Origin of the sequence: Psychrobacter sp. FME5, from assembly GCF_014861375.1 — a bacterium.
In the GTDB taxonomy this organism is placed as follows: Bacteria; Pseudomonadota; Gammaproteobacteria; order Pseudomonadales; family Moraxellaceae; genus Psychrobacter.
Genome location: NZ_RRYX01000019.1, coordinates 25679 through 42370 on the forward strand (window position 1 = coordinate 25679; position 16692 = coordinate 42370).

At 42.7% G+C, this 16692-nt stretch carries 12 protein-coding genes and 2 pseudogenes; 10 read left to right on the forward strand and 4 right to left on the reverse strand.

What is annotated here, in order from left to right; genetic code table 11:
- The first annotated feature begins 9 nt into the window (after positions 1 to 9).
- From EI161_RS04665 to EI161_RS04675, 3 genes and pseudogenes are all read left to right on the forward strand, one after another.
- On the forward strand, positions 10 to 735 hold the full coding sequence (locus EI161_RS04665; RefSeq protein WP_192523095.1) for a DUF3726 domain-containing protein: 726 nt from the start codon (positions 10 to 12) through the stop codon (positions 733 to 735).
- Positions 736 to 1060: 325 nt separating this feature from the next.
- Entirely contained in the window at positions 1061 to 3214 is a 2154-nt protein-coding gene (locus tag EI161_RS04670) for a heavy metal translocating P-type ATPase (RefSeq protein WP_192523096.1), read from the forward strand.
- Positions 3215 to 3305: 91 nt separating this feature from the next.
- Positions 3306 to 4007 (forward strand): annotated as a pseudogene (locus EI161_RS04675) (IS1 family transposase).
- 610 nt (positions 4008 to 4617) lie between these two features.
- Here the strand turns inward: EI161_RS04675 and EI161_RS04680 are convergent.
- Positions 4618 to 5445: an IclR family transcriptional regulator gene (locus tag EI161_RS04680; protein ID WP_192523097.1), complete on the reverse strand. Its 828-nt coding sequence runs from the start codon at positions 5443 to 5445 to the stop codon at positions 4618 to 4620.
- A 175-nt stretch (positions 5446 to 5620) separates the two neighbouring features.
- On the opposite strand from EI161_RS04680, the gene EI161_RS04685 reads away from it, so the two are divergent.
- Together EI161_RS04685 and EI161_RS04690 are read left to right on the forward strand one after the other, a co-directional pair.
- Positions 5621 to 6805 (forward strand): acyl-CoA dehydrogenase, encoded by a 1185-nt coding sequence (locus EI161_RS04685; RefSeq protein WP_192523098.1) that lies wholly within the window; start codon positions 5621 to 5623, stop codon positions 6803 to 6805.
- A gap of 261 nt (positions 6806 to 7066) precedes the next feature.
- Complete coding sequence (locus EI161_RS04690) at positions 7067 to 8257, forward strand: CaiB/BaiF CoA transferase family protein (protein ID WP_192523109.1); 1191 nt, start codon at positions 7067 to 7069, stop codon at positions 8255 to 8257.
- 62 nt (positions 8258 to 8319) lie between these two features.
- Here the strand turns inward: EI161_RS04690 and EI161_RS04695 are convergent, their stop codons facing one another.
- Positions 8320 to 9090: an IclR family transcriptional regulator gene (locus EI161_RS04695; RefSeq protein ID WP_192523099.1), complete on the reverse strand. Its 771-nt coding sequence runs from the start codon at positions 9088 to 9090 to the stop codon at positions 8320 to 8322.
- 279 nt (positions 9091 to 9369) lie between these two features.
- On the opposite strand from EI161_RS04695, the gene EI161_RS04700 reads away from it, so the two are divergent.
- The 5 genes and pseudogenes from EI161_RS04700 to EI161_RS15080 all read left to right on the forward strand — a co-directional run bounded on the left by EI161_RS04700 (position 9370) and on the right by EI161_RS15080 (position 14657).
- Entirely contained in the window at positions 9370 to 10860 is a 1491-nt protein-coding gene (locus tag EI161_RS04700) for an NAD-dependent succinate-semialdehyde dehydrogenase (protein ID WP_192523100.1), read from the forward strand.
- Between the two features lie 190 nt (positions 10861 to 11050).
- Positions 11051 to 12310, forward strand: a complete 1260-nt coding sequence (gene gabT, locus EI161_RS04705; RefSeq protein WP_192529097.1) for a 4-aminobutyrate--2-oxoglutarate transaminase — start codon at positions 11051 to 11053, stop codon at positions 12308 to 12310.
- A gap of 288 nt (positions 12311 to 12598) precedes the next feature.
- A complete protein-coding gene (locus EI161_RS04710; RefSeq protein WP_192523102.1) occupies positions 12599 to 14038 on the forward strand; it encodes an APC family permease in 1440 nt (479 codons plus the stop codon).
- 331 nt (positions 14039 to 14369) lie between these two features.
- A pseudogene (locus tag EI161_RS15075) lies at positions 14370 to 14513 on the forward strand (transposase); the annotation flags it as partial.
- Positions 14502 to 14657, forward strand: coding sequence for a zinc ribbon domain-containing protein (locus tag EI161_RS15080; RefSeq protein WP_192523103.1), 156 nt, complete (start codon positions 14502 to 14504; stop codon positions 14655 to 14657). The pseudogene EI161_RS15075 and the gene EI161_RS15080, both read left to right, overlap by 12 nt.
- A 522-nt stretch (positions 14658 to 15179) precedes the next feature.
- On the opposite strand, the gene EI161_RS04725 is transcribed toward EI161_RS15080, so the two are convergent.
- Together EI161_RS04725 and EI161_RS04730 are read right to left on the reverse strand one after the other, a co-directional pair.
- Positions 15180 to 15398: a hypothetical protein gene (locus EI161_RS04725; RefSeq protein WP_225735226.1), complete on the reverse strand. Its 219-nt coding sequence runs from the start codon at positions 15396 to 15398 to the stop codon at positions 15180 to 15182.
- 464 nt (positions 15399 to 15862) lie between these two features.
- Positions 15863 to 16480, reverse strand: a complete 618-nt coding sequence (locus tag EI161_RS04730) for a hypothetical protein (protein ID WP_192529098.1) — start codon at positions 16478 to 16480, stop codon at positions 15863 to 15865.
- Positions 16481 to 16692: the final 212 nt, after the last annotated feature.

Consider the following 16692-nt stretch of genomic DNA (forward strand, 5'->3'; position numbering starts at 1 on the left):
TATTGAGACATGATTGTATCGCATAATGAAATCGTGACCATGGTGAATAAAGCCTTTTTGGGGTTGCAACGTGAGGTGGGTGAGGCAGATCTTATTGCTTCTATGGTAGCGGAGCTACAGATGGCTGGACTCAATGGTATTTTACATTTTAATAATGCCAGTCCTTTTATACTGTCCGAACGTGATGTGGCCATTGATATCGTTCATCAAACTGAGGAAGAGCTCATCTTAGATCTGCATGGCAGCAGTCTGGTCTGTCATTTACCGGTGGTGATGGACTACGCCATTGAAAAAATGGGCAATCGTGAGCATTTCAGAATCTACTTGCGTAACTGTCATAACCGCTGGCTGGCTTATAGCGAACTGGTAACTCTTGCGGCAAAAGGCATCGCTTGTCTGGCTAAGTGGGATAATGGCAGCGCCCCTAAGCACACCATCTTTACTTTGGATAAAAGGTTTGTCTATCCTGATTTATATTTCTTTAATGAGGGGCAGGAGAATTATAATACCAATGATATGGTAATTGAGCTTGCGACCTCTAATTTTGATATTGAACAAGATATTCAGTATTTTGACCATAAAATATCAACGGATGAGCTGTTCGAAACCCATCAGCGCGCTTGGAAAGAAGGCGTTTATGTCGACGATGAGCAATGGGCAATACTTAAGAAAAGTGCTGCGGCGATATTGGTTGAAAATAGCGAGGCATCAAGTAAAGGGGCAGGGGGCGTGTAGGTGACAGAACGAGTCTTGAGCGATAAAACTCTAGGGCGTATCACCATTTTCAAAATGAGGACAGGCCCCAGTATACTGCATAGCCAAAATTAAGAGTTAGCATTTTGGCTGCGTAAAGGCTCCAGTAATAACTTCTCTTTCTTATAATAGCGGCAGTAGAAACTACTGCCGCTATAAGCATTTTTATTTCTTCAAATAATGCCCTCTATAATCTAAAACAACAAGGCAGTTTGATGATAGAAAATCAAACTGCCTTGTTGTCAAAAACCTTGACTCTGAAGCCACTACAGGGTTCATAATGCCTTCAATAAAAGGATAAATGATTATGCAATATCATATTGAAGGTATGGACTGTGCGAGTTGTGTTGGCAAAATTGAGAGGGCGCTAATACGTATGCATGGCGTCTCTGAGGTGCAGCTAAACTTTGCTACCCAAAGGCTAGAGCTAACCCTAGCGCCTGATGCAACGACTGACGTTGAAGAGATCAAAAAAACCATTAAGCGTCTGGGGTTTGGTGTGTCAGAGTTAACCGACCAAAAAAATAAGGTGGGCATTGATGGTAGTCAAGCAGCTGTAGACGATAAGCGCTGGTGGCAGACCATAAAGGGCAAGCAGGTCGTTGGTACTGGGCTTTTGATGAGCGCAGCATATGTGTTGTCTTTAATTTTCCCTGAATATGGCGCATGGGCTTTTGTGGCTGCTGTGGCTATTGGTGTCCTGCCATTTGTCCGTAAAGCTTTTGTACTGGCGTCAACAGGTTCGCCTTTTTCAATCGAAATGCTCATGTCCGTTGCTGCTATCGGTGCCCTTATTATTGGTGAAGCTGAAGAAGCCGCTGCCGTGGTATTCTTATTCTCTGTTGGTGAGTTGTTAGAGAGCGTCGCGGCTGATCGTGCTCGCGCAGGGATCAGAGCTTTATCGTCACTAGTGCCAAAGACGGCTATCTTATTGGACGCGCAAGGGCAACAACGTCAGGTAGCGGCAACTTCATTACAGGTTAACGATAAAGTTCTCGTGCGTCCTGGTGATAGAGTCTCTGCTGATGGAGTCATTATCCAAGGTATATCCAGCCTTGATGAGTCGCCTGTGACGGGAGAATCTGTTCCTGTTGCCAAGACCATAAACGATGATGTCTTTGCTGGATCTATCAACGTTGATGGAGTGCTACAAATACGTGTGGAGAAAACGGCTGCGGATAATACGATTGCGCGTATTATTGAGCTTGTGGAGCAGGCGCAAGCGTCCAAAGCACCGACCGCGCGCTTTATTGAGACCTTTAGCCGCTACTATACCCCTATCGTCATGGCAATTGCTGCCTTAGTCATTATCATTCCACCGCTGCTGATGGGAGGAGAGTGGGCGACATGGCTATATCGTGGTCTTGCGCTATTACTGGTTGCCTGTCCTTGCGCTCTAGTACTATCAACACCCGCTGCTATTGCCTCAGGTTTGGCCGTTGGTGCGCGTCATGGACTGCTTATCAAAGGCGGTAATGTCATGGAGTTGGTAGGTCAGGTCAGTACCATCGCTTTTGATAAAACGGGTACCCTGACCGAAGGCAAACCACGGGTAACCGATATTATTGGCTTCACAAAATCACATATAGACGCTGAGGATCAAGATAAATTATTGGCACTGTTTGCGAGTGTAGATTCCGCTTCTAGTCATCCTCTTGCTCAAGCTATTGTGGATCATGCCAAAGCCGCTAAGGTGATTATACCTGATGCCTCTAATGCTTCTGCTACTGCAGGTAAAGCCGTTCATGCAACTGTCGCTGGACGTTCTTTAGCTATCGGCTCACCCGTCTACGTAGCTGAGAAAGTTATGTTGTCAGCTGAGCAGCAGGTTCAAATTGAAACGCTACAAAATGACGGCAAGACGGTTTCGATTTTGTTTGATGAGCAAACGAGTGAGGCGCTAGGGTTGGTGGCTCTACGTGATGAGTTGCGAGAGGATGCACAGCAAGCTATTGCCCAGCTTAACAAGATGAATGTGCGCTCTGTCATGCTTACAGGCGACAATAGCCGTACGGCAAAAGCGCTTGCCAATCCGTTAGATATAGAGTGGAAGGCTGAACTGTTACCTGAAGATAAGCTGCGTCTACTCAGCGAGATGCAAGCCAATAGTAAAATAGCGATGATTGGTGATGGCATCAATGACGCACCCGCTTTGGCAACGGCAGATGTCGGCATTGCGATGGGTAGTGGTACGGATGTGGCTATCGAAACGGCTGATATCGCACTATTAAAAAGCCGCGTGATGGACGTTGCGAACCTTATTGCCTTATCCCGCGCCACCATGAGAAATATCCATCAAAACGTCATCTTTGCACTGGGCTTAAAAGGTATATTTCTAATAACAACGGTGCTCGGCATTACAGGACTTTGGATTGCCGTATTGGCTGATACTGGCGCTACTGTGCTAGTCACGCTGAATGCTTTACGGTTACTGCGCTTTAAAACAAGGTCTTCTACTTAACGATAGTTAAAGAATAAGGTGGTGTATCAGAAAGTATGCTGAGGAGATAAAAGGAGGGTGACAGCCAAAGCAAGATGATATATTTGAGGTTATGAAGACACAAATAGATATCAGCTGCCCCGACTGTCACAGTCCCAGTTTAAAGAAAAACGGCATAAAAAGCTATGGCAAGTAGAACTATCAGTGTAAGGACTGCAAACGTCAATTCATTGGTGACCATGCCTTAACTTATAAGGGCTGTCACTCTAAAATAGAAGACATCATACGGCTAATGACGGTTAGAGGTTGCGGTGTTAGAGATATTGCTATTATAGCCTCAGTTAGTATAGGTAAAGTGCTCAATACTATAGGCTCATCTGTTTATAAGATCGCGCCTAAGAAGCGCTACTATGAACGCTTAGAGGTTGATGAATTCTGGACTTACGTGTATCGCAAAAAGCGTAAAGTTTGGCTTATTTATGCTTATGATCGCGCTACTAATGAGATTGTCGCTTATGTTTGGGGCAAACGTGACCTAAAAACGGCTAAGAAGCTAAGAGCTCGTCTCAAGCAGCTTAAAGTCAGCTATGACTCGATTAGCATGGATAACTGGGACAGTTTTATAACCGCCTTTAAATTTGACCACAAACGAGTTGGCAAATCTCATACGGTAGGCATTGAAGGTAATAACTGCCGTCTTAGACACCGATTGCGTCGGGCGGTTAGAAAAACTTGTTGTTTCTCTAAGAAGCTCGATAATCACTTCAAAGTGTTTGATATGGTGTTCTTTTACATCAATTATGGCTACGTCTAATGCCAGCATACTTTTTAGAACACCACCTAAAATTCAATCCCTGTCATTCTATGCTTCCTTGTATAGGTGAGTGATTATTTCAAACCCTCATGAGTCTAATATAACAGGGATGTTTTTACATATCTATAAGACAATTCTGAGTTGCTTAGGACTTATTTTTATTAGGTACTATTAGTAATGACCCCTGCCGTCAAGCACACTCTAGTCTATATTTATTAAGTTACCTTTTTTGTAAGAGTATTGCCATTAATCAAATGGCTTTTTCTACCTTCTACTTAAATGAATTCAAATGTTATCTGACTCCTAACTTCCAGTTCAGATTGAGCTATGCTGAAGAAATTGTAGAGGTAAACCAAGCATCATAACAGGAGTTTACCAGGATCAAGAAAGTGATAACCTATAGTGGTGAGTTTAAAGCCAGAGCTATTAAAAAGATGGCGGACAATAACGGTAATGTTTCAAACTCTGCAAAGCAGCTATGCAATTAATAAGCTACGACTGCTGATTTAGTTTGCGCATGTCTAACCCATGAAGTAACCAGTGGAGTATAAGCAATAAGCTAATATTTTTATACGTATTATTAAACCACCCTCTTCGATGCTGAGACCTTCTAAGCACTGCGTCCGATCTTATCAGCAAGAACTTGCAGTTTAGCGACCATCGTCAGAGCATAATTGTCCGCATCCCAATTTGCTCGAGGCACACTGGCATTGAGCGAATATGCATATTGACCTGTTGCAACATCAAAGACACCAACGGCCACTGCCAATATATCAGTAGAGAACTCACCATCTGATACTGTATAGCCATACGCTTTATAATGCTCTGCTGCTTTAGAGAGAGCTGACTGCGCGTGGTTATAATCCTCTGTAGATAAATGCTCTTTTAAATTACTGTCAATGATAGCCTGTCTCGCTGGCGAGCTAGCCGCATAAAAAGCGCGTCCAATAGCGGTTCGGGCTACGGGCACTGCTGAACCAACTTGCAAATTGACAGATAGGCGAGCAGGGCTACGACAACAAGCATGATAGCGCATTTCTCCTTCGACCTCGGTCGCTAGATTCACCGATACTTCATTGCTACTGGCAAACTGTCGTAGCAACGGCTCAGCTGCCGCCACCATATCATGACGACTCCACGCAGTAGCACTTAATCGCACGGCACTACTACCCAATTGATACTGTCCGTACTCCGTAATGCGCAAAAATCCAAGCGTCATCAAGGTGTGAATCAGACGAGTGATGGTCGCTTTTGGCAGGGTAGTCATCTGGCATAGCTGCTGATGGCTCAGTTGATCATGATGCTCAAAGGCTGATAATAAAGTCAGTCCACGCCCCAATGCAGTCACGAATTGTCTGTCATTATTTTCTTTGCTTTGCTCAAGTATGGTATTCATTCGAGTCAGTAATGGTAGAGCTGCTGATATATTTTTTGTCATTTTATGCTCATTTTTTTTGATAAAGGTTTACAGCGACCTGAAACTTTGTTTTAATATATTTAAATTATGAAACTAAGTTTCGCACAGCGGAATTAGTAAGTCAATAACCTATTAAGTCAATTTACTCATTAATTACTACTCGTCGGTCAGGATGACTGATATCAAGGAGCAGCACATGGCAACATCTACGCGTCCAAGTTTTGACTGGGAAGATCCTTTTTTATTGCGCGATCAGCTTACTGACGAAGAGCGCATGGTAACGGACAGCGCCCGCCAGTTTTTTCAAAAAGAGCTGATGCCTGGCATCGTTGAAGCCAATCGTCATGAGAATTTTGACCGCAATATCATGCGTCAAATGGGTGAGATGGGCTTACTTGGTGTCACGATTGAAGGTTATGGCTGTGCCGGTTTATCTAGTGTTGCTTATGGTCTGATTGCCAAAGAAGTAGAGGCAGTTGATTCAGGCTACCGTTCAGCGATGAGTGTGCAATCTAGTTTGGTAATGCATCCTATTTGGGCATACGGTACCGAAGAGCAAAGAGAAAGGTATCTACCTAAGCTTGCCACTGGTGAATATATCGGTTGTTTTGGTTTGACCGAGCCAGATTCAGGTTCAGATCCTGCATCGATGTCGACTCGTGCACGTGCCGTTGATGGCGGTTATGAGCTGACAGGTAATAAAATGTGGATTACCAATAGTCCTATCGCTGATGTATTTGTCGTTTGGGCAAAAGATGATGCTGGTGAGATTCGCGGCTTTATTTTAGATAAAGAGATGAAAGGTTTATCAGCACCGAAGATTGAAGGTAAGTTCTCACTACGTGCTTCAGTGACGGGTGAAATTGTCATGGATAAAGTCTTTGTTCCTGAAGCCAATACTTTTCCAGATATTCGCGGTCTTAAAGGTCCATTTGGCTGCCTTAACAAAGCCCGTTACGGTATCGCTTGGGGTTCAATGGGCGCGGCTGAGTTCTGCTGGAAAGCGGCTCGCCAATATACGCTAGATCGTAAGCAGTTTGGTCGTCCGCTTGCCGCAACGCAGCTCGTTCAATTGAAGCTTGCCAATATGCAGACGGAGATTACTTTAGGATTGCAAGCCGCGCTGCGTGTCGGTCGTTTAATGGATGAAGACAATGCGGCCCCTGAGATGATTTCACTGATTAAGCGTAATAACTGTGGTAAAGCGCTGGATATCGCCCGTATTGCTCGTGATATGCATGGTGGTAACGGTATTTCTGATGAATTTCATATCATTCGTCATGTGATGAACTTAGAGGCCGTCAATACTTATGAAGGAACGCATGATATTCATGCGCTAATCTTAGGGCGTGCTCAAACAGATATTCAAGCTTTTTATTAATTCTCTAGGAAAAAATCGTTAATACGGTTTACCTGATGACGTACGTTACTGTTTGGCTTTTTACGAAGCACTTATCAGCAGTAGCGTACATTTTTTAGTTGCTATCCATTATTTACTTATCATTGTTTGTGGATAAAAGGTAAATGAGGCATAGCAATTTTAGGTTAAGCAAGTCCAGGATACGTTACACAATAAGGAATTATTATGACTGTTGATACAGTGAGCTCACCAACGGCTGAGTCTGATGCTAATAATAAAGCCATGTCACAGGGTGCATTGCACGGTATCAAGGTGCTCGATTTATCACGTGTATTAGCAGGACCTTCTTGTACGCAAGTACTCGCAGATCTTGGTGCCGAAGTTATCAAGATAGAGCGTCCTAGTGTGGGGGATGAAACCCGCCACTGGGCACCCCCAAAGTTCAGCGATGATACGTCCGCTTATTACGCCACCATTAACCGTAATAAAAAATCGCTTACCGTCGACATCAATACGCCAGCAGGCCAGACGATTATTAAACAGCTTATTGCTGATAGCGATATCGTCGTTGAAAACCTTAAAGTTGGCGGTCTGAAAAAATACGGTTTAGATTACGATAGTCTAAAACAAGACAATCCGCGCCTGATTTATGCCTCATTGACAGGTTTTGGTCAAACAGGCCCCGATGCTAAGCGCCCCGGTTATGATTATATTATCCAAGGGCTATCAGGATTGATGAGTATCACGGGTCCTCGTGATGGCGAACCGCATAAGGTCGGCGTGGCTGTCGTGGATTTGTTTGCAGGCTTACAGCTGACCATTGGTATTCAAGCAGCATTATTAGCGCGTCAAAATACTGGGCTCGGGCAATATGTCGATGTGGCATTACTAGACAGTGCGCTAGCAATGCTAGCCAACGTTGGGATGAATCATTTGGCCTCAAATGATGTGCCGCCAAGACTGGGTAATCAACATCCCAATATTGTACCCTATCAAGTATTTTCAGGGCAGGGTGAAGCGCATTTTATTTTAGCCTGCGGTAATGACAGTCAGTTTGCCAAACTTTGTGATGTACTGGCTGTTGACTGGCATACCGATAGCCGCTTTACGACCAATCCACAACGCGTTATTAATCGCCAGCTGTTGTGCAGTGAGCTTGCTAAAAAATTCTCTGAGAAACCTCGCTCTTATTGGTTAGAGGTTTTGGATGCGGCCGGTATTCCGAGCGGGGCGATTCATAATGTCGCTGAGGCACTGGCGATGCCGCAGGCTCAAGCACGTGAAATGATTGTTGATTTCGCTGCACAAGGTAGCCCAGTCCGAGCACTTGGCAATCCAATTAAGCTATCAGCATCGCCGGTTACTTATCGTACGCCGCCGCCACAATTGAGCGAGCACACGGATAGCACGCTTGCTGATTTGGGTTATGACAGCGACATGATAGCTAAGCTCAAAGCAGATGGGATTGTTTAGCTTGTTTATACCTTTTAGCACCGAATCATGAAGATTAGTAAGTAACTTAGTAAATAACAAAGCTATGCTGAATGTTCAGTAGTAAAACCGAGGCGCTGCTCAATCTGTTCGGCGAGTTCGATTAATACGGTACTGACCTCAGCGCGTTTAGATTCATACTCTGCTTGTAGAAAGCTGATTGCCATACCTGCAATGGCATTGCCTGACGCATTACGGATATAAGTACCTAAGCAGTACATACCATCGCGCAGTTGCCCATCATCTAATGAGATGCGGCTACTGTGAATGGCATTTAGCTCGTCAGCTAAATCGATAAAGTTACTGACCCCATTGGGAGTAAGTGGTTTAGGGAAGTTGTCATTATATAAAGATTTTATGGTGTGAATGGGTAGAGTTGAGAGCATGGCTTTACCAGTTGCTGAAAAGACCGCCGGTACACGTACACCAGCACGGAAAGTAAAGCCAAGTGGTGCAGGGGCTTCATGACACGCTAAAAATACGACCTCGCCTAAATCTAACTTAGATAGAGTGACGGTATGTTGTAGCAAGATAGGGTATTGCACGATAAGGTCTTTAAATAGTTGAATAACACCCTGCTGCTGCTCATATTTTCCTGCCCAATATAGTAGGTATGAACCTAAATAAAAACGGTTATCACTATCTTTATAGATGACATGTTTTACCAATAAGCTCTGTAATATATTATGCGTCGAGCTTCGAGGCAGACTTAACTCCTTGGCTATATAAGCAGCCGTCAATGGCTGCTGACTTGCCGTAATTAAATCTAAAATTTGAAAGGTTTTGTCTAATGCAGGAACGGCAGTTGTGCTCATAAGTTACCTATGAAAATGTAAGAGATACAAGTTTTCCGAATAACACTCAAAAAAACAGTTGCAAAAAGTGTGGCATCATTCCTATAATGGTGTCTCGTATATAGAACCTGTGTTCAGTATACTGAACAATATATAAGTTATCAATAGATATGAATGACTGAATATTTCAGTTTTAACGATTATTTTAAACGCTATTTATTATTTTCTATTTTAACGAAATTTGCTAAATAGCTTCATTAATAATCAACCCTAAAAGAACGATAAACATGGAGTGTTACGATGCAAAATACGACACAAAATACTAAGCAAAAAAACCCGTTAAACCTCTCAAACCCTGCCTTAATCAAAGAGCAGTGCTTTATTAATGACGGCTGGTACGCTGCCAACGACAATTGCACTATTGAGGTGAGCAACCCATTCACAGGTGATGTGATTGGCTCTGTACCAAGTCTGACCAAAGATGATGTCAATGAAGCGGTCGCTTACTCTTATGATGCTCAAACCGCTTGGGCAGCAAAAACATCGCAAGAACGTAGCGTTCTGCTGCAAAAGTGGGCGGATCTTATTGATGATAATAAAGAAGATTTAGCCATTATTATGACTGCCGAGCAGGGCAAGCCTTTGGTCGAGTCACGTGGTGAGATTGGCTACGCCAATAGTTTTATCCGCTGGTTTGCAGAAGAAAGTAAGCGCGTCTACGGCGATGTCATCCCTGCTACCAACTCGCAATTGCGTTATGTCATTTTAAAACAACCTGTTGGTGTCTGTGCAGCCATTACTCCATGGAACTTTCCAGCAGCAATGATTACTCGTAAAGCGGCACCTGCATTGGCAGCTGGCTGTACGATTATCATTAAACCTGCCTCTGAAACACCGTTTTCTGCTCTAGCATTGGGCGTACTAGCAGAGCATGCGGGTATCCCAGCAGGCGTCATTCAAGTAGTCACTGGTAAATCCTCAGTGATTGGCGATATCTTAACGGGTGATTCTCGTATCCAAAAACTATCATTTACTGGCTCAACTGAAGTTGGTCGTACTTTGATGGCGCAATGTGCCCCAACGATTAAAAAGCTGTCTTTAGAGCTTGGTGGTAACGCCCCTTTTATCGTATTTGATGATGCTGATCTCGAAAAAGCCGCTGATGGCTTAATCGCCTCCAAATATCGTAACGCTGGCCAAACCTGCGTTTGTGCCAACCGCGTCTATATTCAAGACAGTATCAAAGATAAATTCTTAGGTATTTTTGTCAAAAAAGTCGAAGAGCTTAAAGTTGGTGATGGTATGGATGAGAGCGTCGATATTGGACCGCTCATCAATCAAGATGGATTAGAAAAGGTACAGGCATTATTAAAAGATGCGCTTGATAAAGGCGCAAAAATCATCACAGGTGGTGATATGAATGACGCCTCCGCGCTGAGCTTTAATCCAACCGTTATTACTAATCTAAATGACGATATGGATATTGCTAGCGAAGAGATATTTGGTCCTATCGCCACCATATTTACCTTCTCCAGTGAAGAGGAGGTCATTCGTGATGCCAATGACACCATTTATGGTCTTGCCGCTTATTTCTATAGTGGGGATTTTGCACGCGCTTGGCGAGTAACAGAAGGACTTGAGTACGGTATGGTTGGTCACAATACGGGTCTGATTTCTACTGAAGTTGCACCGTTTGGTGGCGTTAAACAATCAGGTTTTGGTCGTGAAGGTTCAAAGTATGGCATCGAAGAATATGTCGTGACCAAGTATTGGTGTTCTGATGTTAGTTAACTTTATGGTTGAGACTTATTTACCTCAATGTCAATAATTTAAGTGCTTGGTATCTATTCCAGGTAGGTGCCAACTATATATAGCATTTAGCTACATTTAGTATTTATCTTATAACCGCCACTGACTAACGCAATATTGGTATTTGCTTAACATTGGCACTTACGTAAAAAAGAAAGAAAAGGATATTCTTATGACTACTAATCAATCATTGCTCGAGCGCCGTAAAGCGGTTCTACCAACTGGACTTGGGGTTGCTTTTCCTATCTTTGCAGAAAAAGCAAAAAACTCCGAAGTCTGGGATATTGAAGGCAATCGTTATATCGATTTTGTCGGTGGTATCTCAGTCCTAAATACTGGTCACAGCCATCCTAAAATTACTCAACGTGTGCACGAGCAGCTTGATAAATTTACGCATACTGCCGCGCAAATGATCAACTATGAATGCTATGTTGAGCTTGCCGAAAAGCTCTGTGAAAAATCACCTATTAGCGGTAAGAAAAAAGCGTTCTTTTTGACCACTGGTGCAGAAGCAGTTGAAAACTGTATCAAAATTGCACGTGCTAAAACCGGTCGCCCAGGTGTCATCTCGTTTGTTGGCGGCTGGCATGGCCGTACCTTAATGTGCATGAGCTTGACCGGTAAAGTGTTGCCTTACAAAAAGAACTTTGGTCCGATGCCAGGTCCTGTCTTTCATGCGTTATTCCCTGCTGAAGAATTAAACGTTACCGAGGCACAAGCTTTGCATAGCCTTGAAATGATTTTTCAAGCAGATATCGATCCAAGTGAAGTGGCAGCGATGATAATTGAGCCAGTTCAAGGCGAAGGTGGCTTCCATCAAGTAACTCCATCCTTTGCTAAAGCTTTGCGTGGTATCTGCGATGAGCATGGCATCGTGCTGATTTTTGATGAAGTACAGTGTGGTTTTGCGCGTACGGGTACTTTGTTTGCCAGTGAGCAGTTAGGTGTTGAGCCTGATTTAATGACTAGCGCAAAAAGCTTGGCTGGCGGTTATCCTATATCTGCTGTTATCGGTCGTGCTGATATTATGGATGCGCCGCAAGTTGGCGGCTTGGGTGGTACGTACTCTGGTAACCCATTGTCTTGTGTGGCTGCATTGGAAGTGATGGAAGTGATTGAGGAAGAAAACCTAATAGAGCGCAGTGTTGAGATTGGCGACAAGATTGCGTCTTTTCTAAAGGATTTAAATCTAAATAGTATCGGTCATATTCGCCATAAAGGTGCAATGCTTGCGTTTGAGCTAATCGATAGTAATGGTCAGCCAGACACGGAGATGACTGCTAATCTAAAGGTAAAGGCTTTTGAGCAAGGCTTGCTGCTAGCGTCTTGCGGTATGTATGGTAATGCCATTCGTGTGATGGTGCCATTAACGGTAGAAGATGAAGTGCTGCAAGAAGGTCTTGATATCATCAAAGGCATATTAGTAGCCTAAATATTTTGTCAGCCTATTGATTGCACTGGATAGATTAAACGTTAATGGTAGCAGCATACAGGTCGCCTTCAGAGTGTTTACTCTGGCCATGCTTTACAACGGCGCCTTGCAAGTCAAGACGCCGTTGCTGTCTCTGCTAGGCAAATCTTATAAATACAGTTAAACCTATCGTCTGATGGGTATGGAAAGATAAAGACAAAGGGCAAGACCCTACTAAATAAAGAATAATTAGTATCAGTGTAATTGAAAAAGGACTGACACGGATGACACACGGACAAGGAGCAAATTATGTCTGAGCTAAAAAAATCGCTAGGTATGTTTGATATTATTGCCTTAGCATTCGGCGCTATGGTCGGTTGGGGGTGGGTGGTTCTGGCAGGTGATTGGATCATTGCTGCAGGAACATGGGGTTCCATGTTAGCGTTCATGATTGGTGGTTTGGCTGTCATTATGATTGGCGTTAACTATGCTGAGCTGGCCTCATCTATGCCAGTGACGGGTGGTGAGCATACCTATACACATCGAGCACTAGGAGTCACAGTCTCTTTTATTTGTTCATGGAGTATTTTGTTTGGTTACTTCTCCGTCGTTGCTTTTGAAGCTGTGGCATTGCCTACCGTGGTTGAGTATTTTATTCCTAATTATAACCAAGGTTATCTGTGGACGATTGCTGGATGGGATGTTTACGCCACTTGGGTCGGGGTGGGTATGCTTGGCTCAGTGATTGTGACTTGGCTCAATATTCGCGGGATGGAAGTCAGTGCTTGGTTCCAAAAAACAGCGGTACTGGGTATTTTATTCGTCGGTACGTTATTATTCATTGGGGCGGTGCTCTATAGTTCTGAGACTTCAACAGCAGTTCAAGCGCCAGCATTTATCGGTGGTATTGGTGGCATGATGACGGTGATTGTCATGGTACCTTTTATGTTTGTCGGCTTTGACGTTATTCCTCAAGCCGCAGAAGAGATTGACCTTACCCGTCCTAATATTGGTAAGTTTTTGATTGTCTCTATTATTATTGCTGTCATGTGGTATGTCGGTGTGGCGTGGAGTGTCGGTCGCACATTACCGCTGATACAAGCGCAAGGCTCTACCTTAGCCACTGCAGATGCCATGACAAATGCGTGGCAAGGTAAATGGGCTGGTATTTTACTGGTCATTGGCGGTGTGCTTGGTATTTTATCTAGTTGGAATGCGTTTTTAATTGGTGGTAGTCGTCTACTATATGCAATGTCAAAAGCTCATATGCTACCAGCATTTTTGGGTAAATTGCATCCGAAATACAAGACACCAAAGAATGCTATTTTATTAATTGGTGGTCTTGCTACTCTAGCACCATTATTTGGGCGTAAAATGCTGGTATGGATTGTTGATGCTGGTGGTTTTGGGATTGTCATTGCTTATACGTGTGTTGCGATCTCTTTCTTAGTCCTGCGCTACCGTGAGCCGGATATGGTACGTCCATTTAAAGTACCAGCTGGCAAGCTAGTAGGTATGTTTACCATTGTACTAGGCTTTGGTTTGCTCATATTATACATGCCAGGTATGCCTTCAGCGCTTAGTGCCATTGAGTGGTGGATATTCTTTGGTTGGACAGCACTTGGGATTGGCTTATATAGCTATGCCATCATCAAATATCCTGGTATCAGTGAATCTATCATGGCGGAAGAGTTACGAGAGTTAAAAATCGTGAATCAACTATGGTTAAAAGACAACCCACCTAAATAGATAACAGACTTTACTTAGTTAATAAGAAAGCCTAACGTTGAACGCTAGGCTTTTTTTATATAGTCAGTGAAAAGCAATGTCGTCACGTTTTTAACAGTATCGCGCACTCATCCCCCTACCTCTAAGGTAGGGGGATGAGTGCGTATTTGAGTTTTAGAGTATATGTAGTGGCTCAAACATTGGGATTGCTTCAGGATTAACTGACTTTATCGTCTTATCGGACGGTAGCAAAGTGGCTAATCCTAAGTTTCTCACAAAGTTGGCCCGTGCATAGAAAATACTGGATAAAAGTAGATAATTTTCTAAAGCAGATCAGTGCAAATTAAACGACTGCCGCTACTATCAAAAGCAAAAAAACAAAGTCGCCAAGATTTACGAGAAAATAACGAATAGTCGCAAAGACTTTCTACACAAACTCTCATTCAATATCATCAAAAACCACGATGTTATTGCCATAGAGGACTTGAATGTCAAAGCCATATCAGACAGCTCATGGTCAACGTTTACCACCATGCTGAGCTATAAAAGTAATTGGTATGGTAAAGAGCTTGTTAAAATAGGCCGATGGTATCTGTTCTCTAAGACCTGCTCAAACCCTGATATTAAGAGCGTCACCTAAGAAAACCAGTAAATGAGTAGAGGTGGCTCACGCTATACTATGTATAGTTCTATAAGGATTTTCCATTGTTCATAAGGTTTGTTCGTTATATAGATACTTTTAGTATACTGGTAATTTTGCTCCCTCATTAACAGACTTATTCGCACCTAACAAATTATGAGCTGCCCTATAAAGTAAGTTTTTATGGTATTATAGTCATTGAAAAACTACGTCTCTGAATGGAAATTGCTGACTAATACTAAGCTTAGTTCTCAGCTCCTGCGACACAGTCACATTACTATCGCTGATATCAATTATAGAGTAGGCGGCCTCAGTCATGTGCGGTTCAATAAGCCCTGTGGTTTCGGTGTCGAGTATGTATGTGCTCATAATTGGTCTTGGTCGTTTTGACTTGATATAGATAGTTCCATTATATCTCTAATGGTCTATTAACCATAGAAAAACCAGACTATTTTAAATGTCTAGCTTTTCTATAGTTAATATTTTTTGCATATCAACTTTATTTAACTGCTGAAAAGTTAGTTATGGTGTACCAGCATGACCAACTTTAACCTGTGTAGAGAGCATACGACCTTTAGTCTCAGCGGTACGTAATGCTTCATCCCAATCAGGTGCTGCACACATAAACAAGGTCTTACCATCTTGTCCGCCAAGAGCCACTGCAAAAATACCATCAGGTGCAGTATCAACGACTTCTACAATTTCCCCGCCCTCTTTAATACGAACAGCTCGCTGGTTCAAATCCCGATATTAACAGCGTCACCTAAGTAAACTATCAAATGAGTAGAAGTTGCTAACCCTATGCTATGTATGGCTTTATAAAACTTTACATTGTTTATAAGGTTTATTTGTTATATAGATTCGGGTGGTGTATCAAAAAGTATGCTGATTAAAATTTAAACAATTCTTGAAGCTTTTAAAGCGCTGTAGGATTATAGAACGTAGCATAGATTTCTTATTGACCTTTATCGTCAGCATACTTTTTAGAACACCACTACCTCTGCGTATAACTGAGAAAAATATGAAGCATATTACCTATATTCATGAATATCCAGAGTTGAGCTTCAAAGCAAGTTAAGCAACCAGACACGCAGCCACAAAAAAGCCCCATTATAAAGATATAGTAGGGCGTTTATTCATCATTTGCCGTGATAAAACATGCCAGCATAGGCCGGTCAGCAGGGCAACTTAACCACCAATATCTCTCACTTGACACCGCTTGGGACATGGCATAAATCCTTGTAAGGCGCGAATTTATCAGCAAAATCAGACCTCAACGCTTCACTTTGCGCTTTATATTCAGGCTCTCCGACGGGTAACTCATTAGCCCTTGCATAGAACTGGTCATATAAATCAACACAGGTTTTAATCGTAGCAGTGATTTCATCTGCCTTGGCCTTATCAAGCCTAGTAAAGCTCGTAGTAGAGCTACCGCTTTGCCCGTTTAGAGTTTGGCCATCGTCTGACAGGCTTAGCTCCATTGTGTCACCTCTTTCACTTTCCGCTAATAACTTGCTGTCACTAGGTTTTAACATCACTTGTGTATTTTCACTAAAGTCATTAATGGAAAGATCGAAGTTAACGTCAGGATTTATCATGTAATTATCACCGTCTTTATATATCTCAGAAACCTTAGTGTGACGAATTCTAGAGGCAGCATTGCTATGCCAGTAACCAATATAGTCAGAATAGGTGTCTCCTGAATTTACTTGGCTTACTTGCTCTTCGCTTGTGCTCTCATTGCCTGAAGAGCTTGTGTTCTCGTCGTTTGAAGAACATGCTGTTAACATGCTGACAAGAAGGACTGATAGCAATAGACGCATAAGTTTTAACTCCGTTAAACTCTATATCTTGTATTAAATAATTGTTTTGGTGGTTTGAGATTATGATTATCATAACATAGCAAATACTCAGAACAGAAACTTTTATATTAAAATGAGGTGGTGTATCAAAAAGTATGCTGAGGAAATAAAAGAAGGAGTGACAGCCAAAGCAAGATGATATATTTGAGGTTATGAAGACACAAATACAGATC

What these genes read in the sequence shown, in the direction of transcription:
- EI161_RS04665 (WP_192523095.1), top strand. Translation starts at nt 10, where the DNA reads ATGATTGTATCGCATAATGAAATCGTGACCATGGTGAATAAAGCCTTT.
- EI161_RS04670 (WP_192523096.1), top strand. Translation starts at nt 1,061, where the DNA reads ATGCAATATCATATTGAAGGTATGGACTGTGCGAGTTGTGTTGGCAAA.
- EI161_RS04680 (WP_192523097.1), bottom strand. Translation starts at nt 5,445, where the DNA reads ATGACAAAAAATATATCAGCAGCTCTACCATTACTGACTCGAATGAAT.
- EI161_RS04685 (WP_192523098.1), top strand. Translation starts at nt 5,621, where the DNA reads ATGGCAACATCTACGCGTCCAAGTTTTGACTGGGAAGATCCTTTTTTA.
- EI161_RS04690 (WP_192523109.1), top strand. Translation starts at nt 7,067, where the DNA reads ATGTCACAGGGTGCATTGCACGGTATCAAGGTGCTCGATTTATCACGT.
- EI161_RS04695 (WP_192523099.1), bottom strand. Translation starts at nt 9,090, where the DNA reads ATGAGCACAACTGCCGTTCCTGCATTAGACAAAACCTTTCAAATTTTA.
- EI161_RS04700 (WP_192523100.1), top strand. Translation starts at nt 9,370, where the DNA reads ATGCAAAATACGACACAAAATACTAAGCAAAAAAACCCGTTAAACCTC.
- gabT (WP_192529097.1), top strand. Translation starts at nt 11,051, where the DNA reads ATGACTACTAATCAATCATTGCTCGAGCGCCGTAAAGCGGTTCTACCA.
- EI161_RS04710 (WP_192523102.1), top strand. Translation starts at nt 12,599, where the DNA reads ATGTCTGAGCTAAAAAAATCGCTAGGTATGTTTGATATTATTGCCTTA.
- EI161_RS04730 (WP_192529098.1), bottom strand. Translation starts at nt 16,480, where the DNA reads ATGCGTCTATTGCTATCAGTCCTTCTTGTCAGCATGTTAACAGCATGT.